We start from the raw sequence: 26,295 nt of genomic DNA on the forward strand, positions 1-26,295 counted from the left end.
CATGCGGCCTTGGCGAAGACCTGGGGCGATCGTCAGGGATTCATGGCCAAGCGCTGGGGGGAGGTTCCGGAGCGGCCGGTGGGCGGCACGGCCAGCGGGTCCAGGAGCAGGGCGAGGGCGAGCAGGGCGGTGGCCAGGAGCCAGCCGGCCAGTACGTCGCCGGCCCAGTGGACGCCCAGGTAGACGCGGGTGAGGCCGACGCCGACGGCCCAGAGGGCGAGCAGGGCGCACCACGGGCGGCCGGTGCCGGGGCGGGTGTGGTGCAGTACGCCCCAGGCCAGGAGGCCGGCGGCCAGCGCGGAGGTGGTGGCGTGGCCGGAGGGGAAGGAGAAGCCGGAGGCCCGGGCGGCCCAGTCGGCGGCCGGTGGGCGGGGCCGGGCGAACAGTTCCATCAGGCCGTAGCGGACGGCCTGGCAGGCGGCGAGGACGAGCACCGCGCAGAGCGCCGCGCGGATCCGGCCGCGGGTGTCGCGGCCGGCCAGGAGGCCGGCGAGGAGCGCCATCAGGTAGGGGACGACGCCGGTGCCGGTGGCGGTCAGGGCGCCGGCCAGGGAGCGCAGCGGCTCCCCGCGGTGGGCGGTGGACCAGTGGAGGGCGGCCCGCTCGGGGGCGAGCGGGGCGCCGTGCCGGGTGGCCACGGTGACGGCCGCGGCGGTGAAGAGGGCGGCGCCCAGGGCCGCGGCGATCAGGAGGCGGCTCGGGGGCGCGCCCAGGCGCGGGCCGCGGCGGGTGTCCGCACGCGGTGGGCCGGCGGGTGGTTCCGGCGGCGCCCCCGAGGCCGTCACCGGGCGGCGACCAACGGGCGCAGCGGGGTGTCCCGGACCCGTTCGACCAGCGGCGCGGCGCGCCGGGCGAACGGCATGAGGACCGCGGCGACCAAGGAGCCGACGACCAGGCCGACCAGGACGTCGTGCGGGTAGTGGGCGCCGACCCAGACGCGGGAGGCGCCCATCAGGAGCGCGGCCGGGACGGCGATGGCGCCGAGCCGGCGGTCCAGCAGGAGCAGGGCGATGGCCGCGGAGGCGGCGATCGCCGAGTGGTTGCTGGGGAAGGACCAGTCACCGAGTCCCGGGCACGGTTCGACGGTGATGACGTGCAGGGTCTGGCAGGGGCGCTGCTCGTGGAAGAAACTCTTGACCACGTCGTTGGCCACGTAGGCGAGGACCACGACGACGGGGACGGCCAGCGCCATCGCCATCGTCACGGCGGGCGTGTGCCGCCCCTCCCCGCGGCCGAGCCGGCGGCGGGAGCTGCCGCCGAGCCGCTGCCGGGCGCGCCACCAGGCGGCCAGCATCAGCAGCGCGAAGACCCCCAGCCCGAGGTCGGTCCAGTAGGCGACCAGGGAGTTGAGGAAGTGCGGCATCTGCTGGGCGAAGCCCGTCACAGAGGTGTACAGGCCGCCGTCGATCGAGGCTCCGCCGAAGGCGAGGTCGGTCACTGGGCTTTCTCCTTGGCGGATCGGTGCGTGGTGCGTGGGCTGGGTGCCGGGCGGCTCTGGTGGTGCGCCGGCCGCCGGTGTGCTCCAGCAAGTGTGCCGGGTCGTTCAGGATGCCGGTGGCACGGTGGCGTGATCCGGCTCATCGGTGGGCCCGGCGGCCGGCCCGCCGGCCCGGCGCTGCTTGCGGGAGCGGAGGAGTTCCAGGCCGATCGGGGCCAGCGACACCAGGACCACGAGGGCGACGACCGGGAGGAGGTACCGGTCGACGTTGGGCACCGAGGCGCCCAGGGCGTACCCGGCGAGGGTGAGGCCGAGCGTCCAGATCAGGCCACCGGTGACCTGCCACAGGGTGTAGGTGCGGACGGGCACGTTCAGGGCGCCGGCCAGCGGGTTGAGCACGGTGCGGACGATCGGCACGAAGCGGGCCAGGACGATCGCCTTGGCGTGGCCGTAGCGGGTCAGGTACTCCTCGGCGCGGGCGGCGCCCTCCTGGAGCTTGCGGGACCGGCCGCGGGCGAGCAGCGCGCGGCCGCCGCGCCGGCCGATCCAGTAGCCGGTCTGCGAGCCGAGGAGCGTGCCGACGGCCGCGGCGACCAGCACCTGCGGCAGGGAGAGGTGGACGGCTCCGCCGACGCCGGGCGCGCACAGCAGCCCGGCGGTGAAGAGCAGGGAGTCGCCGGGCAGGAAGAAGCCGACCAGGAGGCCGGTCTCGGCGAACAGGACGACGGCGACGCCGAGCGCGCCGAAGGCGGCGAGCAGTGATCCGGCGTCGAGGATGTTGACCGCCTGGGTGACGGTGCCGGCATGCAGTGCCGCGGCCGCTACGGCCATGTCGGTGGCCCCTCCCATAATGGGTTGCGGGTCCGCCGACCGGCCGACCCCACCGTCTACAGACCAGTAGACGGTCTACGGAACTGTAGACGACGGGATGGTGGAGGGCGTTCCATGTCGGAGACATCACCCTCGGCTCGTCGCCCCGCCGGCGAGCTGGAGGCGAGCGTGTTGGCGGCCCTGTGGGCGGCCGGCGGGCCGCTGACGCCCGCCGAGGTGCAGGGCGAACTGGACGGCCGGCTCGCCCGCACGACCGTCACCACGATCCTCAGCCGGCTGCACGACAAGGGCGCGGTGTCCCGCTCCCGGGCCGGCCGCGGCTTCGCCTATTCGCCGATACACGACTCCGCCGGCCTGACCGCCCGGCGGATGCGCAGCGAGCTGGACAAGCAGGACGACCGCACCACCGCGCTCGCCCGCTTCGTCTCCGAGCTGACCATCGAGGACGAGCAGCTGCTCCGCACCCTGCTGGACGAGGCGGAAGCAGGGACCCCCGACGGCGCTGCCGGCGGCCGGCTGCCCGGGTCCGGGACCGCGCCATGATCTTCGCCGTCTGGGTCCCGCTGCTGATGCCGCTGCTGGCGGTGCCGACCGCCCGCCGGCTCGCCGAGTCGCTGCCGCCGCGCGCCGCGGCCTGGCTGCTGGCCGGCTGCGCCGCCGCCCTGGCCGCCTGCACGGCCGCCGCACTGGGGCTGCTCACGGTCGCCGGGGCGCTGCGGCTGCCGCCGGTGGCGGCCTTCGGCCATCTGGAGCGGGGGCTGCCGGGCGCCGACGCGGCGGTGACCGTCCCGGCCGCCCCGGTCGCCGGGGCGCTGCTGGCCTGCTGCGCGCTCGCGGTCGCCCGCCGTGCGCTGCGGCACCGCGCCGAGCTGCGCGCCGCCCGGCGCACCGCCGACGCCCACGGCCTCGCCGGCGACCTGTGCGTCCTGCCGGACGCGGAGCCCGACGCGTACGCCCTCCCGGGCCGACCGGGCCGGCCGGGCCGGGTGGTGGTCACCGCCGGGATGCTGCGGGCGCTGCCGCCGGCCGAGCGGGAGGCCCTGTTCGCCCACGAGCGCGCCCACCTCGTGGGCCGCCACCACCTCTTCCTGCTGACCGTCGCGCTGGCCGCGGCCTGCCACCCGCTGCTCCGCGGGCTCAAGGCCCCGCTGGCGTACGCGCTGGAGCGCTGGGCCGACGAGTCCGCCGCGTCCCGGGTGGGCGACCGGCAGGTCACCGCGCGGGCCATCGGCCGCGCCGCGCTGGCCGCCCGGACGCACACCGCGGCGGTCCCCCGCCCGAGCACCGCACTGGCCGCGACGAGCGGCCCGGTTCCCCGCCGGGTCGCCGCCCTGCTCACCCCCGACCGGCCGGCGGACCGCCCCCGCGGCCGGGCGGTGCCGGGTGGCCGACGGCTGATAGCGGCCGCCCTGCTGGCCTGTGTGGCCTTCTCCGCGGCGGGCGCGGTGGACGCGGCGGCCGACCTCCACCAGACCGTGGAATCGGCCCAGGGGGAGCAGCCGGGCCGTTAGCGGGCGCCGCGCCGGCCCGGCATCGGGGGCGCGGCGGCTCCCGACGGCAGGGCGCGCCGCTCCCGGACCAGGCGGACCGCACTCGTCGCCGCAGGCGGCACGGCACACCGCAGGCGGCACCCGGCCCCCTCCCGCAGCCCGCACGTCACCCGCCGGTCTCCGGGGCCGCCCGTCCGGGCCGCGGGTCCGGGGCGTCGTCGCCCACCGTGAAGCCCAGTCGGGCACCGCCGCCGGGGCGGGCGGCGGCGAAGGCCCGGCCGCCGTGGGCCGTCGCGATCTCCCGGACGATGGCCAGGCCGAGCCCGGAGCCGGGCAGGCCGCGGGCGGCCGGGGCGCGGTAGAAGCGGTCGAAGACGTAGGGCAGGTCGCAGTCGGCGATGCCCGGGCCGCGGTCCAGGACCTCGACGCGGGCCCCGGTGACCACAATGTCGATGGGGGCGGTGCCGTCGGCGTCGAACTTGGCGGCGTTCTCCAGGAGGTTGCCGAGCGCCCGGTGCAGGGCGGCCGGGCGGCCCACGACGACCGCCGGGCGGTCGGCGCGGAGGGTGATCTCGCGGCCGGTGCGGCGGCGGGCCGCGGCGGCCGCGCGGTCGGCGACCTCGGCCAGGTGGACGTCGGACGGCGGGTCGTCGTCGCGCTGCCCGGCCGCCAGGTCGACCAGTTCGTTGACCAGGTCGGTCAGTTCCCTGGCCTCGCCGGCCAGGTCGGCGAGCAGCTCCTCGCGGGCGTCCGGCGGCAGCTCGTCGAAGCGCTTGAGCAGCGAGATGTTGGTCCGCAGCGAGGTCAACGGGGTGCGCAGTTCGTGCCCGGCGTCCTGGACCAGCCGCTGCTGGTCGCGGACCGCGCTGGTCAACCGGCCGAGCATGTCGTCGAAGGCCCGCCCGAGCCGTGCGACCTCGTCCCGGCCCGCGACCGGCACCGCCACGTCCATCCGGCTGTGCGCGGCGACGCTCTCGGCGACCGCGGTCAGCCGGACCAGCCGCCCGGTGATCCGGCGGGCCAGCCACCAGCCGACCGCCCCGGCCAGCGCGATCACCCCGGCGGCCAGCAGCACGGTGCGCTGCTGGAGCGCGGAGATCAGGTCCTCGGTGCCGCTGAACTTCTGGGCGACCTGGACGGCGCCGCGCCCGCCGCCGAGCGCCACGGTGGCGACGTGGTACTCGTCCTCGCCGAGGAAGGCCACCCGTTCCTCGTAGCGCCCGGCCTCCCCTTGGGCGGCGACCTGCCGTTCGCGGTCCCCGGCCGGCAGCGCGGGGTGCCCGGCCTCGGCGATCCGCCCGCCGGGGGCCAGTACCTGCACGTCGGTGCGGGTGGCGCCGGCCAGTTCGTCGCGCGGCCCGCCGGGGTACGCGCCGGGGTCGGCGATGTAGTCGGCGGGGGCGTGCGGCCGCTCCCGTACCTGGGCCCGCAGGTCCCGGACGACCTCGGTGAAGACCGACTTCTCGTCCAGCCGCACCAGCCGGGCGGCCGAGTCGTAGCTGAGGAAGCCGACCAGGACGGTCACCCCGGCGGCGCCGACGGCGAAGGCCAGCGCGAAGGAGGTGCGCAGGCTGGCCGGTGTGCGGGCGCGCAGCCGGACCGGCAGCCACCGCGCGGCCCACCGGACCGCCGGCAGTCGGGCGAGCCGGCCGCGGCGCCCGGCCACTCAGTCCTCCCGGAGGACGTAGCCGACGCCGCGCACCGTGTGGATCAGCGGGCGGCTGCCCGGCACGTCGACCTTCCGCCGGAGGTAGCCGACGTAGACGGCGAGGTTCTTCGAGCCGGGCCCGAAGTCGTAGCCCCATATCCGGTCGTAGATCGTGGAGTGGTCCAGGACGATCCCGGCATTGCGGGCCAGCAGCTCCAGCAGTTCGAACTCGGTGCGGGTCAGCTCCAGTTCGCGCGCCCCGCGCCAGGCGCGCCGCGAGGGACCGTCGATCCGCAGGTCGGCCGCCTCGACGATGCCGCTCTCCGCGGCCCGGGCGTCGTACTCCGCACCGGGCTCGCCGGGCCCGGTGCCGTCGGCGGCCGCCGGTGCGGTGCGCCGCAGCAGCGCCCGCAGCCGCGCGAAGACCTCCTCGACCTCGAACGGCTTGACCACGTAGTCGTCGGCCCCGGCATCCAGGCCGGCGATCCGGTCCGCGGTCTCGACCCGGGCGGTGAGCATCAGGATCGGGGTGCGGTCCCGTTCGGCGCGCAGCACCTGGCAGACCTGGAGCCCGTCGATCCCCGGCATCATCACGTCCAGCAGGATCACGTCCGGCCGCTCCCGGTGGGCGGCGGCCAGTGCCTGGATGCCGTCGGCGACGGCGGTGACCTGGTACCCCTCCAGGGTCAGGGCGCGTTCCAGCGCGGTGCGGATGGGGCGGTCGTCCTCGGCGAGCAGCACGGAGTGGGTCACCCGGCCAGTGTGCCAAGGCCCCTTCGGCGAGCCGACGGGCGGCCGGGCGGCCGGTGCTTTCTTACCGGTCTCTCACCCGGGCCACGTCCGCGGCTTACCCGGTCCCGCAACGGTGGCCGGAGCCGGACGGGCCGCCCGCGGGGACCGGCCGCGGGCCCGGCCCGGCCGGCTGTACGGACGGCCCGGCGCCCGGGGACGGTACGGGCCCGTCGGGCGCGACACCCGGAAGACACCGCATGAAGATCACGCTGCTGCTGCACAACGCCTACGCCGTCGGTGCCGCCCTGCGCGGCACGCTCGCACTCGCCGCCGCGCTCGCCGACCACCACGACGTCGAGCTGGTCTCGATGCTGCGGCACCGCGAGGTCCCGCGGTGCGCGGTCGACCCGCGGCTGCGCCTGGTGCCGCTGGTCGACACCCGGGTGGGCAGCCACGACATGGCGCACCCGCTGTTCGGCGAGCCCGCGCGGGACTTCCCGGCCGCCGACCGGCACCACCACCAGTACAGCCGGCTGGTCGACCTGCGGGCCGCGGAGTTCCTGCGCGGCACCGACGCCGACGTCCTCATCGGGACCCGGTCCGGGGTCAACGTCTACCTGGCCCGCTTCGGCCCCCGCCGGACCCTGCGGATCGCCCAGGAGCCACTGCCGTACGACACGCACGGCGCCCTCCTGCACGCCGAACTCGCCCACCCCTACCGGGCGTTGGACGCGCTGGTCACGACCACCGAGGGAACGGCGGCCCGCTGGCGGGCGCGGCTGCCGCTGCCCGGGGTGCGGGTGCTGGCCCTGCCGGCCGTCGTCCCCGTTCCCGCCCCCGGCGCTCCCGCCGCCGCACCGGGCACCGGCCCCGCCGCGTCGACCGCCGCGGACCCGGGGGTCGACGCGGACCCGGCCGACGCCCCGAATGCCGACGCCGACCCGCCGGTCATCGTGGCGGCCGGCCGGCTGGTCCCCGGCGAGCGCTTCGACCTGCTGATCGAGGCGTTCTCCGCGGTCTGCGCCAAGCACCCCGACTGGCGGCTGCGGATCCACGGCGAGGGCCCCGAACGCGCCCGGCTGCGGAGCCTGATCGACGGGCTGGGGCTGACCGGCCGGGCCGAACTGGCCGGGCCGCGCTCGCCGGACGGGGCGGAGTTCGCCGGGGCGTCGATCGCCGTCTCGGCCTCGGACACCGAGGCATCCGGCCCGGCCCTGGTCGAGGCGATGCGGCGCGGTGTCCCGGTCGTCGGCACCGGCCGCCCACCGGGCCCCACGGAGCTGATCCACGCCGGCGGGGGCGGGATGCTGCGGCCGTGCGACGACGGGCGGGCGCTGGCCGGGGCGCTGCTGGACCTGGTCGAGGACCCGGCGCACCGGCGGGCACTGGGGGCGGCCGCGCTGGAGAGCGCCCGCCGGCACGGCCCGGGGCCGGTCGCCGAGCGCTATCGGCTGCTCTTCGAGGAACTGCGGGCCACTCGCCGGTCCCGAGCCGTACGCCGCGCGCTCGGCGGAGCCCGGCTCCGGGCGCGGGCGCTGACCCGGGGGAACGTGCGCGCCTGAACCGGCCGGGCGCCCGGCGCCGCACCGGACCCATGCCGACGCACCGGACGCGCACCCCTCCTGCACCACCCGCCCCATCCGCGCCGTGCGTCACCCAACTCGCCTGTCCTGTAGGGAACTTCGGCGCGGCAATCTGGCGTCTCCGGTCGTGAACATGCTGAACTGCTCAGGGGGCGGCTGCCACTTCGAGCAGATGACGCTTCGCATTCCGCAGGTCCGATGGGCAGGAGGCCGCTCATGCTGCACGGTGTCGATGTCAGCTCCTACAACACCGGATATTCGGCCAACGGGCTGGACTTCGTGTTCATCAAGGCAACCGAAGGCCGCTCCTACGTCAATCCGCACCAGTCGGCCCAGGCGGCCCGGGCCCGGGAAGCGGGTGCCGTGGTCGGTTTCTACCACTTCCTGTGGCCGGGGAATATCGCCGCCCAGGCACGCTATTTCGTGGAGAAATGCGCATCGGTCCAGGGCGATCTCCTGGCCGCCGACTGGGAGACCACCGGCGACGGCAGCCACGCCAGCAACGCCCAGAAGGACCAGTTCCTCCTGGAGGTCAAGAAACTCCGTCCCACCCACCGCGTGCTGCTCTACTGCAACCGTGATTTCTGGTTGAACCGGGACAGCACGTCGTATGCCGCGGACGGACTGTGGATCGCCGACTACGTCGCCGCCGGACACCCCCGCATCAAGGCCAAGTGGCGTATCCACCAGTACACCGATTCGCCGCTGGACAAGGACGTCGCGACTTTCGCCAGCAAGGCCGAGCTCAAGAAGTGGGCGCACCCCGCATAAACTTCTCCGGCAGTATCCGGATACGCCTGGCGGACACTCCGCGTGACACGACCGCGCGGCCGGCGAACAGTGCGTGACGAAAAGCGTAAGGAGCACCCGTGACGGACCCGGCGGCCAAGGCCCGGCAGCAGGAGATAGCCCGCGAACTCCAGGTGCCCGCGGAGTTCGACGCCGCGCAGGAGATCGAGCGCCGGGTGTCCTTCCTCACAGCGCGGCTGACCTCCACGGGCCTGCGCTCCCTGGTGCTGGGCATCAGCGGCGGGGTCGACTCCACCACCGCGGGCCGGCTCTGCCAGCTCGCGGTGGAGCGGGCCCGCGCCGAGGGCCACGACGCGACGTTCTACGCGATGCGGCTGCCCTACGGCGAGCAGGCGGACGAGAAGGACGCGCAGCGGGCGGTGGAGTTCCTCCGCGCCGACCGGCTGCTGACCGTCGACGTCCGCCCGGCCAGTGACGCGGCGCTGGCCGCGGCCGTGGCCGGCGGCGTCGTCTTCCGCGACGCGCACCACCAGGACTTCGTGCACGGCAACATCAAGGCCCGGCAGCGCATGATCGCCCAGTACGCGGTGGCCGGCGCGGAGAACGGCCTGGTCGTGGGCACCGACCACGCCGCCGAGGCGGTCTCCGGCTTCTTCACCAAGTTCGGCGACGGCGCGGCCGACGTGGTCCCGCTGACCGGGCTGACCAAGCGCCGGGTGCGGGCGGTCGCCGAGGCGCTGGGCGCCCCTGACGAACTCGTCCACAAGGTCCCGACCGCCGACCTGGAGACCCTCGACCCGGGCAAGCCCGACGAGGACGCGCTCGGCGTCACCTACGACCAGATCGACGACTTCCTGGAGGGCCGGCCGGTCGACGACGCCGCCTTCCTGGCGATCGACCGGCGCTACCGCCTCACCGCCCACAAGCGGGCGCTGCCGATCGCGCCCTGAGCCGGGTGGGTGCGGCGGTCCGCGGGCGCGGACGGCCGCACCGTCCGGTCATACTCCGGCAAGGGAGCCGTCACCGGCCCGGTGCTAAACCGTGGGCCGCAGCGGGCATGCATGCGGCCATGGGAAGCCACGAAGTGCGATCGGAAGATCAACTGTCAGTGGGGCCGCTTACTCTCCAGGGCATGGGTGACGCACGCCTGCACGACCTCCAGACCGCGCTGACCACTGCCGCCGACCTCGCCTCCGCGCTCCGCTCGGCACCGACCCGGCGGGACGCCGACCAGCTCGTCGACGTCCTCCGCCAGGCGCTGACCGCCGCGAGCTCGCTGGGGGCCCCGACCACCGGCCCGACGGGCTGCGCACTGCACCCCAACGGCGCGGTGGACCCGCTCCACGGCGACCCGGAAGACCCCCTTCCGGCGGGCTACGGCAAATGCCTGCTGTGCAACGACCGCCGCCGCCGGGCGGACGCGCAGCATCCGCACGTCCGCCCGCACACCCGCCCGCGCCCCCGGCCGCACCCGGGCTGGCACCGGCGGCTGACCGCTTAGGGGCGCCTAGCGCGAGGGCCGGTCAGAGCCTTCGGGCTCGGCGGCGCCGCGGTCCTCGGCGGTGCCCCGCTTCCGTTCCGGCCGCAGGGCGATCCGGCCCAGCACCGCGGCGACGGCCAGCGCGGCCAGCGCGAGCAGCACCGCGTCCGGTACGCCGTTCCCCAGCCGGGCGGCCCGGCCCTCCAGGCCGGCCTCGGTGTCCGCGTCCAGGATGCCGGGCAGCGCGCTGGTCCCGTTGAAGCTCAGGAACAGCACCCCGATGCCGATGAAGAACAGCCCGGAGACCAGCGACGTGGTGTGCAGCCGCAGCCGGCCGAGGGCGAGCTCGCGGCCGCGCAGCCAGCCCCGGGTGCCGAGCCGGAAGCGGTCCCACAGCAGGGCCAGCAGGAACAGCGGCAGTGCCATGCCCAGCGCGTAGACCGCGAGCATCGAGGCGCCGTAGACCGGGGAGCCGCTGACCGCCGTCACGGTCAGCACCGCGCCGAGGATCGGCCCGGCGCAGAAGCCGGCCAGGCCGTAGACGCAGCCGAGCAGGAAGGTCGACAGGGCGGTGCGCGGGGTGATCCGGGCGGCCGCGGCCTGGGCCCGCCGGGAGGCGAAGCCCAGGCCGAGGATCTGGGCCACGCCGAGCGCGATGACGACCCAGCCGCCGAGGGCGATCAGCAGGTCGCGGTGGCCGTTGAAGAGCCGGCTGGCGGCCGTGCTGGCCGCGCCGAGCGGCACCAGCGTCGTGGCGAGCCCCAGGTAGAACACCCCGGTGCGGGCCAGCAGCCGGCCGGGACTGGCCAGCGAGTACGCGAAGAACGCCGGCAGGAGCAGCGCGCTGCACGGGCTGACCAGTGCCAGCGTGCCGCCCAGGAACGCGGCGAGGTAGCCGATGTCGGTGGTCACTTCCCGGCCCCCGCACCACCGTGCTTCCCGGCCTTCGCGGCCTGCTCGATCGCCTGCTCGAAGACCGCGGTCTCCTGCGCCCCGGCGATCGGCCGGCCGTTGACCAGGAAGGACGGGGTGGACTGCACGCCGAGCTGGTAGCCCTCGTCCTGGTCCTTCTTCAGGGCGGCCGCGGCCGCCGGGCCGTTCAGGTCGGTCCGGAACTTCGCCAGGTCCGGGACACCGGCGGCGCGGGCCAGCTCGACCAGCTTGTCCTCGGCGAGCGCGTCGCCCTTGCGGGTCTCGGCGTAGAGCTCGTCGTGCAGCTGCCAGAACTTCCCCTGCCGGCCGGCGGCCCAGGAGGCGCGGGCGGCCCGCTCGGAGTCGGCGCCGAAGACCGGGAAGTTGCGGAACTCGATGCGCAGGGTGCCGGCGTCGACGAACTTCTTGACCAGCGCGGGCTGGGTCTCGCGGGTGAAGCGGCCGCAGAACGAGCACTGGTAGTCGGCGTACTCGACGAGGACGACCGGGGCGTCCGGCTTGCCGACGGCGAGCGGGTCGCCGGCGGTGCGCCGGCTGGTGCGCGCCGCGAGGTCGTCGTACAGCTTCTGCTGTCCGGCGTCCTCCTGGGGCTCGACGGAGGCGGTTCCGGGGGAGGCGGGCGAGGCCGAGGTGTCCCGGCCGTTCTCGACGGACTTGCCGACCGCGACGGCGATGGCGATCACCGCCACGACGAGCGCGAGGACCGCGCCGACGGCGGCGATCTTACGGGTGGGTGAGGCGGACGTGGGCATGCGAAAGCTCCTGTCGTACGGGAGAGGTGTGCGGAAGGGAGGACAGCCGGGGTGGTGGCCGGGCGGCCTATATCCGCAGTACGGGCAGGAGCGCGGTGTGGTCCGTGGCGGGGGCGGCACCGGTGGGCGGGCGGGCCAGGCCGAACCGGTGGGGCAGGTCGGCGGCGAGCGGCCCGGGCGCGGAGGCGTCCGGGGCGAGCAGCTCGGCGCGGTGCGGGGCGGGCAGCGGTGCGGCCTCGCCCGGGCTCGGCGCATGGCGGCCGGAGCAGTTCCTGACGGTGTCGGCCACCGCTGTGGGGGCGGTGGCGGCGGGGTGCGCGGCGTCCGCCGCGGCCGGGCCCGCGGGGCCGGTCCGCCAGATCTCGGCGGCGGCGGCCGCACGGCCGGCGAGCCATGCCTGGTCGCCGCCGATCCGGCACAGCAGCGGCCCGAAGGCGACCGCGAGAAGGAGCAGCAGGGTCAGCGTCGCCGAGCGGCGCAGCCGGTGCATGGTCCCTCCCCCTCGTTCGCGGTCCGTGTCGTCGGGAACCTCCCATCCTACGGACCGTCCGCACCGGGCGCCCGTGGTGGCACAGCTCACCCCGGCGCACCTCTCCTTTGATGGCGGGACATCCTGATGTTTCCTGTTTGTCGGCTTTGGCCGACGGCGCCGGGCCTGCCATAGTCGTCCGCGGCGACCCCCGCGGCGCGGGCCGGTCGCTTCCGGCCGCGCGGGCCCCACCCCTTCCGCCCGCGGGCGGAAGGGGTGGGCCGGCGGGGTCAGCGGTCGTTGACCCGGACCTCGAACCAGGTCGTCTTGCCGCGCGGGAGCAGATCGACGCCCCAGCGGTCCGAGAGCTTGTCGACCAGGAAGAGCCCGCGGCCGCTGACGTCCATCGCCTGGACCGGCATCAGGCACGGCAGTCCGCGCGAGGGGTCGCGCACCTCCACCCGGATCCAGCCGCGGCGGCGCAGTATCCGCAGCCCGAACGTGCGGGCCCCGGTGTGCCGTACGGCGTTGCCGACCAATTCGGAGACCAGCAGCACGGAGTGCTCGGCGAGTTGGGGCGAGAGGGACCACTGCTTGAGGAGGATGGCGGCGGTCAGCCGGCGCGCGGTCCGCGCGGACTGGGGGCGCGAGGGGAGTCTGACCTCGCCCAGGTGCGGGTCGCCGACCAGGTCGAGCCCGACGGGCACCGGGCCGACCGGAGCCGGGGGCGCCGCCCCGTCCGCGTCGGGGGTCTCCCAGCCCGTGGCAGCCGTACCGGCCCGCGGCCGCGGCTGCTCCATTCCTTCGAGGCCCGCCATGCCCCCCATAATGGCCGCTCGGCGCGGCCCCGGGGGGCGGAACCTGTGGAATCCGTTGTCCGGAATCGGCGGCTCCGTGCCGCCTCCACGACATATGCCAAGGGCAGTCGGGGGTTGGCCGTACGGCGTTGACCTGGGAAGACCTCGTGCGGGCGGCGGACCGCCGGGAGTCGCCAACCCGGCCTTTTTAAGGCGCAATTAAGTTTTCCGCAATTCGCCCACACGAGGCATGACGTACCGGCCAAACCTCGTACGCCTCTTCAACACCAGTGACCTCAGAGGAACTTGGCCTTGCCCGGTCCGTCCTCGACGAAGCTGCGCATGCCGATCTCCCGGTCCTCGGTGGCGAACAGCCCGGCGAACCAGTTGCGTTCGATCGTCAGCCCGGTGTCGATGTCGGCCTCCAGGCCCGCGTCGACGGATTCCTTGGCGGCCCGCAGCGCCAGTGCCGGCCCGGCCGCCAGTCGCGCCGCCCAGGCGTGCGCCTGCGCGTAGACCTCGTCGGCAGGCACCACCCGGTCCACCAGACCGATGGCCAGCGCCTCCTCGGCCTTCACATGACGGCCGGTGAAGATCAGGTCCTTGGCCTTGGACGGGCCCACCAGGCGGGCCAGCCGCTGGGTGCCGCCGGCGCCCGGGATCAGGCCGAGCAGGATCTCGGGCTGGCCCAGCTTGGCGTTCTCGGCGGCGATCCGGAAGTCGGCGCAGAGCGCCAGTTCGCAGCCGCCGCCGAGGGCGTAGCCGGTGAGCGCGGCGACCACCGGCTTGGGGATCCGGGCCACCGCGGTGAACGAGTCCTGGAGGGCCTTGGACCGCACGACCATGGCGGCGTGGTCCATGGCCTGCATTTCCTTGATGTCCGCACCGGCCGCGAACACCTTCTCGCCGCCCCAGAGCACGACGGCGCGGACATCGTCCCGACGGCCGGCCTCCTCGGCCAGTTCGCGGAGCCGGTCCTGGGTGGCGACGTCCAGGGCGTTCATCGGCGGGCGGTCCAGGCGGATGGTGCCGACGCCGTCGGCGACCTCGAGATGCACAGTCATGCGGGCAGGTTAGTACGCGTTAACGCCGCGCGCCGCCCCGCCCCCGGCCGCCCTTCCGCCCGGACCGCGGCCCTACCTGGCCCGCCACTTCTCCCAGGAGAGGTTCCAGTCGCCGAAGCCGTTGTCGGACTGGATGGTGTGGTCGTGGGAGTTCTTGACGACGACCACGTCGCCGATGAGCGAGTTCCGGTAGAACCAGGCCGCCGGGGTGTCGGGGTCGCCGCCGCCGCGCTGGTCGTAGAGGCCGACGCAGCCGTGGCTGGCGTTGCGGGTGCCGAACGTCGACCGGCCCGACCAGTAGTTGCCGTGGATGAAGGTGCCGGAGGTGCTCAACCGCATGGCGTGCGGGACGTCCTTGATGTCGTACTCGCCGCCGTAGCCGACGGTCTGGCCGTTCATCCGCGTCACCGGGTGCTTCTCGCTGATCACCATCTGGCCGTTGTAGGTCTCGGTGCCCGGGGCGCCCGCGGTGATCGGCACGGTCCGCAGGGTCTTTCCGTCGCGGACCACCGTCATCTGCTTCGACCGGGCGTCGACGGTGCTGACCTGGCTGCGGCCGACGGTGAACGAGACCTCCTTGGCCTGGGTGCCGTAGACGCCCGGGCGGCCCTCGACGCCGTCGAGGGCGAGCCGGAGGGTGACCTTGGTGCCCGGTGCCCAGTACTTCTCGGGGCGGAAGTCGAGGCGGTCGTTGCCGAACCAGTGGCCGGCGATCGGGACGGCGGGCCGCGCCGTGACGCTGATGGCCTTCTCGACGGCCCGGGGGTCGGTGATGCCGCGGGTGAAGCGGATCGAGACCGGCATCCCGACGCCGACCCGTTCGCCGCTCTCCGGGGTGTACTGGCCGATGAAGGTGTTCTTCGGGACGAGCGTGGTGAACGTGGTGTGCTCGGCGGCCTGTCGGCCCCGGGCGTCCACCGCCACCGCGTCGACGGTGTACCGCGTCGAGGCGCCGAGGTGGCCGCTGGGCTGCCACCGGGCGCCGTCGCCGGATATCTTCCCGTCGATCGCGTTGCCCTTGGCGTCGGTGACCTTGACGGACCGCAGCTTCCCCTTCCGGGCGGTCACCTTCAGCGCGCCGCTGGTGGCCACGGACCGGGCGCCGTCCTGGGGCGCTATCACCACGGCGGCCTGCGAGGCGGCGGTGTCCGCCCCCGTCCGCCCGGACGGCTTGCCGCCCTCGTCGCCCCCGCAGGCGGAGACCAACAGCAGCAGCGGAGCGAGCAGCAGGGCGAGTGGCGCGCCCGGGCGGCGCGCCCGCCTCCGGTGCACCGGCTCCCCTGCCATCGGCTGGACGTTCACAACTGGCCCCTTCCCCCTCGCACGGCCCGCGGTCCCCGCACCCGGACGTCGTCGGCCGTGTGCGTGCCGCTAGACAACCACACCGCACCGACAGTGAACTCCCCCTGAAGGTCACCGTTTAGTCGCGAGCGGCGGGTGGCGGCGCGGGCATGCGTACGAGCGCCCGGGGGCACCCCGCGGGCGCGCGGGCGGGCGCCGGTCAGCTCGGCGCGCCGCCCGCCCGCCAGGCCGCCCACGGCAGGTTCCAGCCGCCCAGGCCGTTGTCGGGGGCGACGGTGCGGTCCGGGGAGTTGCGGACCTCCACGGTGTCGCCGACGATCGAGTTCCGGTAGAGCCAGCCGGCCGGGGTGTCCGGGCCGCCGCCCCGGACGTCCTTCAACCCGACGCAGCCGTGGCTGGTGTTGAGGCCGCCGAAGACCTCGGGCCGCGCCCAGTAGTTGCCGTGCAGGAAGGTCCCGGACCGGGTCAGCCGCATGGCGTGCGGCACGTCCGGGATGTCGTACTCGGTGCCGAAGCCGACGGTGTCGCCGTCCATCCGGGTCACCGCGTGCCGCTCCAGGATCACCATCGTGCCGTTGTAGGTGGGGTTCTCGGCGTTGCCCGCGGTGACCGGGAGGGTGGCCAACACCCGGCCGTCGCGGCGGACGGTCAGCGTGTGCCCGGCGGCGTCGACGGTGCTGATCTGGTCGCGGCCCACCTGGTAGTGGAGGGTCTTGAGCTGGATCCCGTAGGCGCCCGGGCCGGTCCGCACCTCGCGCAGCCGCAGTTGGACGGTGAGGCGGGTGCCCGACCGCCAGCGGTTGCGGGGCCGGAAGTCCAGCCTGCGGCCGCCGAACCAGTGGGGTGCGATCTCGACGGCGGGCCGGGCGCTGACGGTGACCGCGCGCTCCACGGCGGCGCGGTCCAGGATCGGCCGGTTGAAGACCAGCGAGAAGATCAGGCCGGTGCCGACCGTGGTGCCGCTCTCCGGCGAGTAGGAGCCGATGACGCGGTGCGGGGGCGCGAAGGTGCTGAAGGTGGTGTGCCGGGTGGTGCGGTGGCCGGAGTCGTCGAGCGCGGTCGCGTCGACGGTGTACCGGGCGGCGAGTTCGAGGGAGTCGGTCACCGGCCGCCAGATCGTGCCGTCCCGGGAGATCCGGCCGGCGACCGGCTGCTTGCCGCCGCTGCCGGTGCGGCTGACCTCGACCCGCTCCAGCCGGCCCTCCGGGACGCGGACCTCCAGCCGCCCGTTGGACCGTACGCCGCGGGCGCCGTCGCCCGGGAGGATCCGGATCGCCTCCTCCGGGGCGGGCGGCGCGCCGCCGAGGAAGACGTCCCGGTCGCCGCAGCCGGCCAGCGCCGCCGCGCCGGTGAGCGCGACCAGCAGTACGCGGGCGGCGCGGCGGAGGCGGGGCGGCCGGGGCGTCGCCGTCCCGCGGGGCGCGCGGGGTGCGCGGCGGGGCGCCGGGCCGTCCGCCGGTGCGCGGTCCGCGGCACGGCCGCGGGTGCCGTCCCCTGGTCGGTGAGAGTGATGGCCGCTCATATGCCGGATTGTGACGGATGATTCGCAAGTTGGGCGGTATGCCGCGAAAGGGGATGTCATGGACGCGTCCACCCGTGGGCGGGGCGGGCGCGCGGGGCGTCCGGCGGGGCCGTGCCGCGCGGAGCCCGGCAACGGGAGTGCGCGGGGGCGGAAAGCGTGAGGCAACGCCCGGTTGCGGGCAGAACAACGGTGCACCCTCGTGCACCGCACCGCGGGCGACGGCCCCGCACCCGGCCGGGACGCTCCCCCAGCCCACGCTGGGAGTCCCCCGGGCCCCGGGGCTCCGCCGCCCGACCGCGCCCTTCAGCCGCAGGAGGCCGGCACGTGTCCAGCGCACCCGAGCAGGAGGCGGTGGCGGACGAACCGCTCGCCCCGCCCGCGGACGTCCGCCCCGGCAGCCCGACGCCCCTGGGAGCCCGCTACCGCACCGGGCCGGACGGTGACGCAGGCACCAACTTCGCCCTGTGGGCGGGCGGCGCCGAGGCCGTCGAACTGTGCCTCTTCGACGACGAGGGGCAGGAGACCCGCCACCTCCTCACCGAGCTGACCCATGAGATCCGGCACGGCTTCCTGCCCGGCGTCCGCCCCGGGCAGCGCTACGGCTACCGGGTGTACGGCCGCTGGGACCCCTGGACCGGCGCCCGCTGGAACCCGGCGAAGCTGCTGCTGGACCCCTACGCCCGGGCCGTGGACGGCGACTTCGGCACCCGTACCGAGACCGGGCCCGCCGGTCCGGCGCTGCCCGCCCCGCTGTACGGCCACGTCCGGGACTGGCCCGAACAGCACGTCGCCGACACCGTGCGGGACGACCGCGACTCCGCGCCGTACGTCCCCAAGGGGGTCGTGGTCGGCGAGGAGGACGACGGGCAGGACGAGTGGCAGGACGACCGGCGGCCCAAGACGCCCTGGCCGGATTCCGTCCTCTACGAGCTGCACGTCCGGGGGTTCACCATGCGCCATCCGGGCATCCCGGAGCGGCTGCGCGGCACCTACGCCGGGCTGGCCCACCCGGCCGCGCTGGCGCACCTGACCCGGCTGGGGGTGACCGCCGTCGAACTGCTGCCGGTCCACCAGTTCGCTCACGAGGACCACCTGGTGCGCCGGGGGCTGCGCAACTACTGGGGCTACAACTCCATCGGCTACTTCGCGCCGCACGCCGGCTACGCCGCCACCGGGTCCCGCGGCCAGCAGGTCGGCGAGTTCAAACGGATGGTCCGGGCGCTGCACGACGCCGGCATCGAGGTGATCCTGGACGTCGTCTACAACCACACCGCGGAGGCCGGCGAGCGGGGCCCGACGCTCTCCCTCCGCGGCATCGACAACCGCGGCTACTACCGCCTCCAAGGGGACCCGCGCCGCTACGCCGACTACACCGGGTGCGGCAACACCCTGCACGTCGTCCAGCCCCACGTGCTGCGGCTGATCACCGATTCGCTGCGCTACTGGGTCACCGAAATGGGCGTGGACGGCTTCCGCTTCGACCTGGCGGCCGCGCTGGCCCGCTCCATGCACGACGTGGACATGCTCTCCCCGTTCCTCGCGGTGATCGCCCAGGACCCCGTCCTGCGCCGGGTCAAGCTCATCGCCGAGCCGTGGGACATCGGCTCCGGCGGCTACCAGGTCGGCGCCTTCCCGCCCCTGTGGACGGAGTGGAACGACCGCTACCGCGACACCGTCCGGGACTTCTGGCGCGGCGCCACCGGGGACGTCCGCGACCTGGGCTACCGGCTCTCCGGGTCGAGCGACCTCTACGCCTGGGGCGGCCGCCGCCCGTACGCCTCGGTCAACTTCGTCACCGCGCACGACGGTTTCACCCTGCGCGACCTGGTCAGCTACGAGCACAAGCACAACGAGGCCAACGGCGAGGACAACGCGGACGGCACCCACGACAACCGGTCCTGGAACTGCGGCGCCGAGGGCGAGACCGACGACGCGGACATCGCCGCGCTGCGCCGCCGCCAGCTCCGCAACCTGCTGACCACCCTGCTGCTGTCCACCGGCGTGCCGATGCTGGTGGCCGGCGACGAGATGGGCCGCACCCAGGGCGGCAACAACAACGCCTACTGCCAGGACAACGCCACCGGCTGGCTCGACTGGTCGCTGCTGGCCGACCCCCACTGGCGGGCCCTGGCCGCGCTCACCGCCCGCCTGATCGCGCTGCGCCGCGCCCATCCCGTGCTGCGCCGCCGGGCGTTCTTCTCCGGCCGCCCGCAGCGCCGCGGCGGCCTGCGCGACCTGGCGTGGTTCGGCGCGGACGGCACGGAGATGACCGAACAGGACTGGTACGCGCCCGGCGCCACCCTGGCCATGTACCTCTCGGGCAACGACATCCCGCAGCGCGACGCCCGCGGCGTCCGCGTCACCGACGACAGCTTCCTCGCCGTCCTGCACGCCGGCGCCGCGCCCCGGACGGTGGTCCTGCCCGGCCTCCCCTGGGCCGGTGCGTACGAGCTCCTGGTGGACACCTCCGATGAGCCGCCACCGGACGGACCTGACGGGCCGGGCGGGCACGGCGGGCACGGCGAACAGGCGCCGGAGCGCGGGCCGTTCGCGGCGGGCGGCGAACTCACCGTGCCGGGGCGGACGGTGCTGCTCTTCCGGGCCGTGCCGGGCTGACCGCCGCCGGGCCGGTGCCGTGAACCGGCCCGGTGTCACGGTCACTTGGGCGCAGGGGTGGTTACCGGCCCCGGCCCGGCACCGTTCCGGACGCCCGGACGAAAACCGCATGAGCATTGTCAGTGGCGCACCGTACGCTCGCGGGTGATGGTCACGACCAAGCGTTCGACGTCCCCCGACGAGCGGACCGGAGCGGTACGGCGCTCCGCGGTCCGCTCGCTGCTCCGCCTGTGGCCGTTCGTGCGGCCGGTGCGGGCCCGGCTGTTCACCGCCGCCGCCGTGGCGGTGGTGGCGTCCTGTCTCTCGGTGGTCATCCCGCTGGTGCTCAAGTGGCTGATGGACGGGCCGGTTCGAGGTGCTGGACGAGCCGCCGGTGGCGGAGGACGGCGCCGGACCGCGCACGAGCGCCGCGGACGGTACAGGAGCCGGTGCAGGGGCCGGCGGCGGACTGGCCTTCGAGGGCGTGGAGTTCCGGTACCCCGACGCGGCCCCCGGCTCCCCGCCGACCCTCCGGGGCGTCGATCTGCACATACGGCCCGGGGAGACGATGGCGCTGGTCGGCGCGACCGGCAGCGGCAAGACCACCCTGACGGCGCTGGTGCCGCGGCTGTACGACCCGACCGCGGGCCGGATCACCCTGGACGGGCGGGATCTGGCCACGCTCACCCGCGCGCAGGCGCGGACGCAGGTCGCGGTGGCCTTCGAGGAGCCGACCCTGTTCTCCACGACGGTGGCGGAGAACGTCCTGATGGGCGCGGCGGACGGGCCGGAACCGGACCGGGCGGCGGATCTGCGGCGGGCGCTGCGCGTGGCGCAGGCCGAGGAGTTCGTGCAGGCCCTCCCGCAGGGCACCGCCACCGGGGTCGGTGAGCAGGGGATGAGCCTGTCGGGCGGGCAGCGGCAGCGGCTGGCGCTGGCCCGCGCGGTGGTCGGCCGGCCCCCCTTCCTGATCCTCGACGACCCGCTCTCCGCGCTCGACGTGCACACCGAGGCCCGGGTGGAGGCGGCGCTGCGGGACGTACTGGCGACCACCACCGCGCTGGTGGTCGCCCACCGCCCGTCCACGGTGCTGCTCGCCGACCGGGTGGCGCTGCTGTCCGGCGGCCGGATCACCGCCGTCGGCACCCACCACCAACTCCTGCGGGAGAACGCCGAGTACGCGGCGCTGATGTCGGGCGGCCCGGAGCGCGGCGGCACCGGGCGACACGAGGGGGAGGGCGCGCGATGACGACGACGGAGACCGGCCGGCCGGCCGACCGCCCGGGGGGTGACGGCCCCGGCGCGGGACCGCGCACCGGGCCGCCCGCCGCGGACGCGCGGCAGGCCCCGCCGGACGCCGCCCCGGACGCCTTCGAGGCGGATCTGCTGCCCACCCCGAAGGGCGCCTCGCGCGCCCTGCTGGGCTCGCTGCTCGCCCCGCACCGCGGCCGGGTGGCGGCCGCCACCGCCACCCTGCTGCTCCAGCAGGCCGCCGCGCAGGCCAGCCCGCTGCTGGTCGCCTACGCCCTCGACCGGGTGGTGCCGGCCCTGCGGGCGGGCGACCGCGGGCCGCTGCTCCTCCTGGCGGTGGCGGCCGTGCTGTGCGCGGTGGCCGCCGGCGGTCTCCAGTGGGTCTTCGTCCGGCTGTCCACCCGGGCCGGCCAGGACGTGCTGCTGGACCTGCGCGGCCGGATCTTCCGGCACGCCCAGGCGCTCGGCCTGGACTTCCACGAGCGCTACACCTCCGGCCGGTTGATCTCCCGGGCCACCACGGACGTGGAGGCGCTGCGCGAACTCCTCGACGAGGGCCTTCAGGAGCTGGTCTCGGTCGTCCTCTCGACGCTGTACATCACGGTGACCCTGCTCTGGCTGGACCCGGGCATGGGCGCCGCGGCGCTGCTCTCCGCGGTGCCGCTGGCCCTGCTCGTGCGGGCCTTCCGGCGCCGCTCGCAGCGGGCGTACCGCGCCAAGTCCACCGCCATCGCGTCGGTCATCGTGCGGTTCGCCGAGACCCTGGGCGGCATCCGCCCGGTGCAGGCGTTCCGCCGCGAGCCGGCCAACGACGCGGCCTTCGCCGGGCTCAACTCCCGGCACCGGCAGGCCAACGGCGACGCGATCCTGGAGATGGCACGCTATGTCGTCGGCTCCCGTATGACGGCCAACGTCGCGATGGCCGCCATCGTCCTGTGGGGCGCCTACCGCGTCGCCGCCGGCTCGCTCGCCCTGGGCGTGCTGGCCGCCGCGACCCTCTACCTCCGCCGGCTGTACGACCCCATCGACCGGCTGGGCGTGTTCCTGAACTCCTACGAGTCCGCGGCCGCCTCGCTGGAGAAGATCGCCGGGCTGCTGGCCCAGCGGCCGACGGTGGCCGAGCCCGCCGCGCCACGGGCGCTGCCGCCCGCCGCCCCCGGCCGGCCGGGCCGCGAAGTGGCGTTCCGCGGCGTCCGCTTCGGGTACCGCACGGGCGGCGAGGTGCTGCCGCGCTTCGACCTCACGCTGTCTGCCGGCACCACCGTCGCGGTGGTCGGCGCCACCGGGGCCGGCAAGTCCACCCTGGCCCGGCTGCTGGCCCGGTTCCACGACCCCACGGAGGGCCGGGTGCTGCTGGACGGGGTCGAGCTGCGCGAGCTGTCCGGCGCCGAGCTGCGCCGCGCGGTGGTGATGGTCACCCAGGAGGCGTTCCTGTTCTCCGGCTCGGTCGCCGACAACATCGCGCTGGGCCGCCCGGACGCCGACCGCGCGGAGATCGAGCAGGCCGCGCGGGCGATCGGCGCCCATGACTTCATCACCGCCCTCCCGGACGGCTACGACACCGACGTCCGCAAGCGCGGCGGCCGGCTCTCCGCGGGCCAGCGGCAACTGGTCGGCTTCGCCCGGGCGTTGCTGGCCGACCCGGCGGTGCTCATCCTGGACGAGGCGACCAGCTCGCTGGACATCCCCGGCGAGCGGGCGGTGCAGCGGGCCATGGGAGCGGTGCTGCGCGGCCGTACGGCGCTGGTGATAGCGCACCGGCTGTCCACGGTGGAGTCCGCCGACCGGGTGCTGGTGATGGCCGACGGCCGGATCGTGGAGGACGGCGCCCCGGCCGCACTGACCGCCGGCCGCGGCCGGTACGCGGCGCTGCACCGGGCCTGGCGGGAGAGTGTGGCATGACCGCCGACACCGTTGCGGAGCACCGCGGTCCGGTGCGCTACCTGTGGTGGCTGGTGGTCAGCCAGCGGCGGCGGGCGGCGGCCGGCTCGGTGCTGGGCACCCTGTCGACGGTGGGGCAGATGCTGCCGCCGTACGTGCTGTCCCGGGCGATCGACGACGGGCTGGCGCCCGGGCACTGGTCCGCGCTGGTGGCGTGGTCGGCGGTGCTGTTCGGTCTGGGCATGACCAACTCCGTCCTGGGGACGTGGCGGCACCGGACGATGACCAAGATCCGAATGGACGCGACCATCCGGACGGTGCGGGCCCTGGTGGCGCACACCCTGCGGCTGGGCGCCGCGCTGCCCCGGCAGGTGAGCGCCGGCGAGGTCGTCACGATCGGGATCGGCGACGTCGCGGTGATCAGCCAGACGCTGACGATGATCGGGCCGGGCGTCGGCTCGGTGCTGGCCTACGGGGTGGTGGCGGTGTTGCTGCTGGACGTCTCCCCGCTGCTGGCGGCGGTGTTGCTGCTGGGGGTGCCGGTGCTGGCGGTGCTGGTCGGGCCGCTGCTGGGGCGGCTGGAGGGGGTCGAGGCGCGGTACCGCGAGCGGGAGGGCGGCCTGGCGGCCCGGCTGACGGACCTCGCCGGCGGGCTGCGGGTGCTCAACGGGCTCGGCGGCAAGGAGGTGTTCGCGCAGCGGTACGGGCAGGAGGCGCGGGGGCTGCGCGACGAGGGCTATCGGGTCGGCGCGGTGACCAGTTGGGTGCAGGCGCTGGGGGTCGGGCTGCCGACGCTGTTCGTGGCCGCGGTGACCTGGCTCGCGGCCCGGATGGCGGCCCAGGGCACGCTCACCGTGGGCCAGTTGGTGGCGGTGTACGGCTATGCGGCGGCGCTGGTGGTACCGGTCTCGTTCTTCATCGAGGCCGGCTACGACTTCACCCGGGGCCGGGTGGCGGCGCGACGGGTGGTGCGGTTCCTGAATCTGAGGCCGGCAGGCCGGGGCAAGCAGCCGGACGGCCGGGGCGGGCAGCCGGACGGCCAGGACAGGCAGTCGGACGGCCGGGGCGAGCAGCCGGACGGTCCGGTGTTCCGGGAGCCGCCGCCGGTGCCGGCGGTGCTCCGCGATCCGGCGTCCGGGGTCGAGGTGGTGCCCGGGTCGCTGACCGCGCTGGCCGGTGAGCGCCCGGAGGAGTCGGCGGCGGTGCTGGACCGGCTCGGCGGCTTCGCGGAGTCGGCGGCGACCTGGGGCGCGGTGCGCCTCGACGCGATCGATCCGGTGCGGCTCCGGGCCCGGCTGCTGGTGGCGGACAACGAGGCGGACCTGTTCGCCGGCACCCTGCGCGAGGTGGTCTGCGGGCGGCGGGACCGGAGCCGGGAGGCGATCGACGGGGCCCTGCACACCGCGGCGGCCGAGGACATCGTCCGCGGGCTGCCGGCGGGGCTGGACAGCCCGGTGGCGGCGCAGGGCCGGGACCTCTCCGGTGGCCAGCGGCAGCGGCTGCGGCTGGTCCGGGCGCTGCTGGCCGATCCGGAGGTCCTGCTGGCGGCCGAGCCGACCTCGGCGGTGGACGCGCACACCGAGGCGGCGATGGCGGCGCGGCTGCACGCGGCCCGCGCCGGCCGGCGGACGACGGTGCTGACCACCACCTCACCGCTGCTGTTGGACCGTGCGGACACGGTGTACTACCTGGCCGGGGGGCGGGTGGCGGCGGTCGGCAGCCATCGGGAGCTCCTCGCAGCGGAGCCGGGTTACCGGCGGCTGGTGACGCGCGGTGCGGGTGAGGAAGCGGAGGCGGCGGGATGACGGTGACCGAGGAGCGGGCGGCGGCGGACCGGAGCGGGCGGTCCGGTGGCGGCCCGCTCCCGTCCGGTGCGCTGCCGGTGGCCGACCGGGCCGGCACCCGCCGTGCCGCGTTCGCGCTGATCCGCCGGGACGGCCCGGCCTTCGCCCGGGTGCTGGCGCTGAACGCGCTGGCCGCCGGTGTCGGCCTGTTCGCCCCGTGGCTGCTCGGCCGGATCGTGGACGCGGTGCGCGGGGGCGGCGGGGTGGCCGCGGTGGACCGGCTGGCCCCGGTGATCCTGGTGTGCGCGCTGGCGGAGCTGCTGCTGGCGCGGTTCGCCCGGTACGCCGGGCACCGGTTCGGTGAGCGGACCGTGGAGCGGGTGCGCGGGGGCTTCGTCGCGCGGGTGCTGGCGCTGCCCCCGGCGGCGGTGGAGCGGGCCGGGGCGGGCGATCTGACGACGCGCGGGACGACCGACACCGCCGCGGTCGGGCGGACGCTGCGGGACGTGGCGCCGGAGGTGCTGATCGCCTCGGTGCGGGTGGCGTTCTCGCTGGGCGCGGCGCTGGTGCTGGACGTCCGGCTCGGGCTGTGCGGGTTGGGGCTGCTGGGTCTGCTGGCGGCGACGCGCTGGTATCTGCGCCGGGCGCGGGACGCGTATCTGGCGGAGGGGGCGGCGAGTTCGGCGCTGGCCGAGCAGTTGGCGGCCACCGCGGGGGGTGCCCGGACGGTCGAGGCGCTGGGGCTCCAGGAGGTCCGGCACGCCGCGGCGGAGGCGGCGGTCGCGGACTTCCGCCGCAGCCGGCTCCGCACCCTGGCGCTGCGCACGGTGTTCTTCCCGGCGGTGGACGCCTCGTACATCCTGCCGGTGGTGGCGGTGCTGCTGGTGGGCGGGGCGCTGCAGGCGCGGGGCGCGGTCGGTCTGGGGTCGGTGGTCTCCGCGGCGATGTACCTGTGGCAGGTGTCGGGGCCGTTGGACTCGATCCTGCTGCGGGTGGAGCAACTCCAGAGCAGCGGGGCGGCGTTCGCCCGTGTGGAGGGGCTGGCGGCGGCGCCCGCGGGGCCGCGCGAGCCGGGCCGCTTCGCCGCGCCCGACGGCGACCGCATCGACGTCACCGATGTGCATTTCGCCTACGGGACGGCGGACCCGGGCGGCAGTGCGGACGGCAGTACGGGCGGCGGGACGGCCGCCCGCGCGAACGGCGCCGGTGCGGACGGTGCGGACGACGCCGGGCCCGGCGCGGCCGATGTGCTGCGCGGGGTGACGCTCACCGTCCGCCCCGGCGAGCGGCTGGCCCTGGTCGGCCCGTCGGGGGCCGGGAAGTCCACGCTGGGGCGGCTGTTGGCGGGGGTGGACGCGCCGCGCCGGGGTGCGGTGACGGTCGGCGGGGTGCCGGTGGCCGGTTTGGATCCCGCGGTGCTGCGCCGGCAGGTCGTGCTGGTCACCCAGGAGCACCATGTGTTCCTGGGCACCGTCCGGGACAACCTGCGGATCGCCGCGCCGGACGCCGGGGACGCCGCGCTGGGGGCCGCGCTGGCCGCGGTGGGGGCCGACTGGGTGGGGGAACTCCCGGACGGCCTGGACACCGCGCTGGGCGCCGGCGGGTACCGCCCGGACGGCTCGCAGGCCCAGCAACTCGCGCTGGCCCGCGTAGTGCTGGCCGATCCCCACACGGTCGTCCTCGACGAGGCGACGGCGCTGCTGGACCCGCGGACCGCCCGCCGCGCGGAGCGTGCGCTGGCCGCCGTCCTCGAAGGCCGTACGGTCATCGCCATCGCGCACCGGCTGCACACCGCGCATGACGCGGACCGGGTGGCGGTGCTGGAGGCCGGCCGCCTGACCGAGCTGGGCACGCACGAGGAGTTGGTGGCGGCCGACGGTGTCTACGCGGCGCTGTGGCGTTCCTGGCGCTCCTGATCCGGCGGTGTCCGCGGGTCCACCGGGCCGGCCGGGTTTTCCGGCCGGCCGTCCGGTTTCCGGACGCGGATTTCGCC

General features: G+C 75.7%; 23 protein-coding genes and 1 pseudogene. 11 read left to right on the forward strand and 13 right to left on the reverse strand.

Annotated features, from left to right (window positions below):
* Positions 1–32: 32 nt before the first annotated feature.
* From CG747_RS01235 to CG747_RS01245, 3 genes are all read right to left on the reverse strand, one after another.
* On the reverse strand, positions 33–785 hold the full coding sequence (locus CG747_RS01235) for a phosphatase PAP2 family protein (RefSeq protein ID WP_100599696.1): 753 nt from the start codon (positions 783–785) through the stop codon (positions 33–35).
* Positions 782–1,438: a phosphatase PAP2 family protein gene (locus CG747_RS01240; RefSeq protein ID WP_100599697.1), complete on the reverse strand. Its 657-nt coding sequence runs from the start codon at positions 1,436–1,438 to the stop codon at positions 782–784. Before CG747_RS01240 ends, CG747_RS01235 begins: the two co-directional genes overlap by 4 nt.
* A gap of 105 nt (positions 1,439–1,543) precedes the next feature.
* A complete protein-coding gene (locus CG747_RS01245; protein ID WP_257980167.1) occupies positions 1,544–2,269 on the reverse strand; it encodes a DedA family protein in 726 nt (241 codons plus the stop codon).
* A gap of 114 nt (positions 2,270–2,383) precedes the next feature.
* Between CG747_RS01245 and CG747_RS01250 the strand changes: the two genes are divergently transcribed.
* Together CG747_RS01250 and CG747_RS50635 are read left to right on the forward strand one after the other, a co-directional pair.
* Positions 2,384–2,812 carry a BlaI/MecI/CopY family transcriptional regulator gene (locus tag CG747_RS01250; RefSeq protein ID WP_100599699.1) on the forward strand — a complete coding sequence of 143 codons (429 nt, stop codon included), beginning with the start codon at positions 2,384–2,386 and terminating at the stop codon, positions 2,810–2,812.
* A complete protein-coding gene (locus CG747_RS50635) occupies positions 2,809–3,780 on the forward strand; it encodes a M56 family metallopeptidase (RefSeq protein ID WP_100599700.1) in 972 nt (323 codons plus the stop codon). Before CG747_RS01250 ends, CG747_RS50635 begins: the two co-directional genes overlap by 4 nt.
* Positions 3,781–3,925: 145 nt before the next feature.
* Here CG747_RS50635 and CG747_RS01260 read toward each other — a convergent pair whose 3' ends face one another.
* On the reverse strand, positions 3,926–5,425 hold the full coding sequence (locus CG747_RS01260) for a HAMP domain-containing sensor histidine kinase (protein WP_100599701.1): 1,500 nt from the start codon (positions 5,423–5,425) through the stop codon (positions 3,926–3,928).
* Positions 5,426–6,160, reverse strand: coding sequence for a response regulator transcription factor (locus tag CG747_RS01265; protein ID WP_100599702.1), 735 nt, complete (start codon positions 6,158–6,160; stop codon positions 5,426–5,428).
* Positions 6,161–6,396: 236 nt separating this feature from the next.
* On the opposite strand from CG747_RS01265, the gene CG747_RS01270 reads away from it, so the two are divergent.
* The 4 genes from CG747_RS01270 (at position 6,397) to CG747_RS01285 (ending at position 9,973) form a co-directional block, all read left to right on the forward strand.
* Positions 6,397–7,701: a glycosyltransferase gene (locus tag CG747_RS01270; protein WP_100599703.1), complete on the forward strand. Its 1,305-nt coding sequence runs from the start codon at positions 6,397–6,399 to the stop codon at positions 7,699–7,701.
* A 237-nt stretch (positions 7,702–7,938) separates the two neighbouring features.
* Entirely contained in the window at positions 7,939–8,493 is a 555-nt protein-coding gene (locus tag CG747_RS01275; RefSeq protein WP_100599704.1) for a GH25 family lysozyme, read from the forward strand.
* A 98-nt stretch (positions 8,494–8,591) separates the two neighbouring features.
* Complete coding sequence (gene nadE, locus CG747_RS01280) at positions 8,592–9,422, forward strand: ammonia-dependent NAD(+) synthetase (protein WP_100599705.1); 831 nt, start codon at positions 8,592–8,594, stop codon at positions 9,420–9,422.
* Between the two features lie 182 nt (positions 9,423–9,604).
* Positions 9,605–9,973: a hypothetical protein gene (locus CG747_RS01285; protein WP_100599706.1), complete on the forward strand. Its 369-nt coding sequence runs from the start codon at positions 9,605–9,607 to the stop codon at positions 9,971–9,973.
* Positions 9,974–9,979: 6 nt separating this feature from the next.
* Here CG747_RS01285 and CG747_RS01290 read toward each other — a convergent pair whose 3' ends face one another.
* The 7 genes from CG747_RS01290 to CG747_RS01325 form a co-directional block, all read right to left on the reverse strand.
* On the reverse strand, positions 9,980–10,864 hold the full coding sequence (locus CG747_RS01290) for a cytochrome c biogenesis CcdA family protein (RefSeq protein ID WP_100599707.1): 885 nt from the start codon (positions 10,862–10,864) through the stop codon (positions 9,980–9,982).
* A complete protein-coding gene (locus CG747_RS01295; RefSeq protein ID WP_100599708.1) occupies positions 10,861–11,637 on the reverse strand; it encodes a DsbA family protein in 777 nt (258 codons plus the stop codon). The genes CG747_RS01290 and CG747_RS01295 overlap by 4 nt, the downstream gene beginning before the upstream one ends.
* A 67-nt stretch (positions 11,638–11,704) precedes the next feature.
* Positions 11,705–12,127, reverse strand: coding sequence for a hypothetical protein (locus tag CG747_RS01300; protein WP_100599709.1), 423 nt, complete (start codon positions 12,125–12,127; stop codon positions 11,705–11,707).
* A gap of 269 nt (positions 12,128–12,396) precedes the next feature.
* Positions 12,397–12,933 (reverse strand): ATP-binding protein, encoded by a 537-nt coding sequence (locus CG747_RS01305; RefSeq protein ID WP_374701727.1) that lies wholly within the window; start codon positions 12,931–12,933, stop codon positions 12,397–12,399.
* A 266-nt stretch (positions 12,934–13,199) separates the two neighbouring features.
* A complete protein-coding gene (locus CG747_RS01310; RefSeq protein WP_100599710.1) occupies positions 13,200–13,967 on the reverse strand; it encodes an enoyl-CoA hydratase/isomerase family protein in 768 nt (255 codons plus the stop codon).
* Positions 13,968–14,039: 72 nt separating this feature from the next.
* On the reverse strand, positions 14,040–15,269 hold the full coding sequence (locus tag CG747_RS01315; RefSeq protein WP_100599711.1) for an Ig-like domain-containing protein: 1,230 nt from the start codon (positions 15,267–15,269) through the stop codon (positions 14,040–14,042).
* A 199-nt stretch (positions 15,270–15,468) separates the two neighbouring features.
* Positions 15,469–16,791, reverse strand: a complete 1,323-nt coding sequence (locus CG747_RS01325; protein WP_100599713.1) for an Ig-like domain-containing protein — start codon at positions 16,789–16,791, stop codon at positions 15,469–15,471.
* 324 nt (positions 16,792–17,115) lie between these two features.
* On the opposite strand from CG747_RS01325, the gene glgX reads away from it, so the two are divergent.
* Positions 17,116–19,407, forward strand: a complete 2,292-nt coding sequence (glgX, locus tag CG747_RS01330; protein WP_100599714.1) for a glycogen debranching protein GlgX — start codon at positions 17,116–17,118, stop codon at positions 19,405–19,407.
* Between the two features lie 119 nt (positions 19,408–19,526).
* On the opposite strand, the gene CG747_RS47750 is transcribed toward glgX, so the two are convergent.
* Positions 19,527–19,721, reverse strand: coding sequence for a hypothetical protein (locus tag CG747_RS47750; protein ID WP_180985339.1), 195 nt, complete (start codon positions 19,719–19,721; stop codon positions 19,527–19,529).
* Between the two features lie 35 nt (positions 19,722–19,756).
* Here CG747_RS47750 and CG747_RS01335 point away from each other — a divergent pair.
* From CG747_RS01335 to CG747_RS01350, 4 genes and pseudogenes are all read left to right on the forward strand, one after another.
* Positions 19,757–20,635: pseudogene (locus CG747_RS01335) on the forward strand (ABC transporter ATP-binding protein); the annotation flags it as partial.
* On the forward strand, positions 20,632–22,539 hold the full coding sequence (locus CG747_RS01340) for an ABC transporter ATP-binding protein (protein ID WP_100599715.1): 1,908 nt from the start codon (positions 20,632–20,634) through the stop codon (positions 22,537–22,539). The pseudogene CG747_RS01335 and the gene CG747_RS01340, both read left to right, overlap by 4 nt.
* The gene (locus CG747_RS01345) at positions 22,536–24,323 is read left to right on the forward strand and encodes an ABC transporter ATP-binding protein (RefSeq protein ID WP_100599716.1); all 1,788 of its coding nucleotides are present in this window, start codon (positions 22,536–22,538) and stop codon (positions 24,321–24,323) included. Before CG747_RS01340 ends, CG747_RS01345 begins: the two co-directional genes overlap by 4 nt.
* A complete protein-coding gene (locus CG747_RS01350) occupies positions 24,320–26,218 on the forward strand; it encodes an ABC transporter ATP-binding protein (protein ID WP_100599717.1) in 1,899 nt (632 codons plus the stop codon). The genes CG747_RS01345 and CG747_RS01350 overlap by 4 nt, the downstream gene beginning before the upstream one ends.
* Positions 26,219–26,295 lie beyond the last annotated feature (77 nt).

This window comes from Streptomyces sp. CB02959 (assembly GCF_002803155.1).
Taxonomy (GTDB): domain Bacteria; phylum Actinomycetota; class Actinomycetes; order Streptomycetales; family Streptomycetaceae; genus Streptomyces.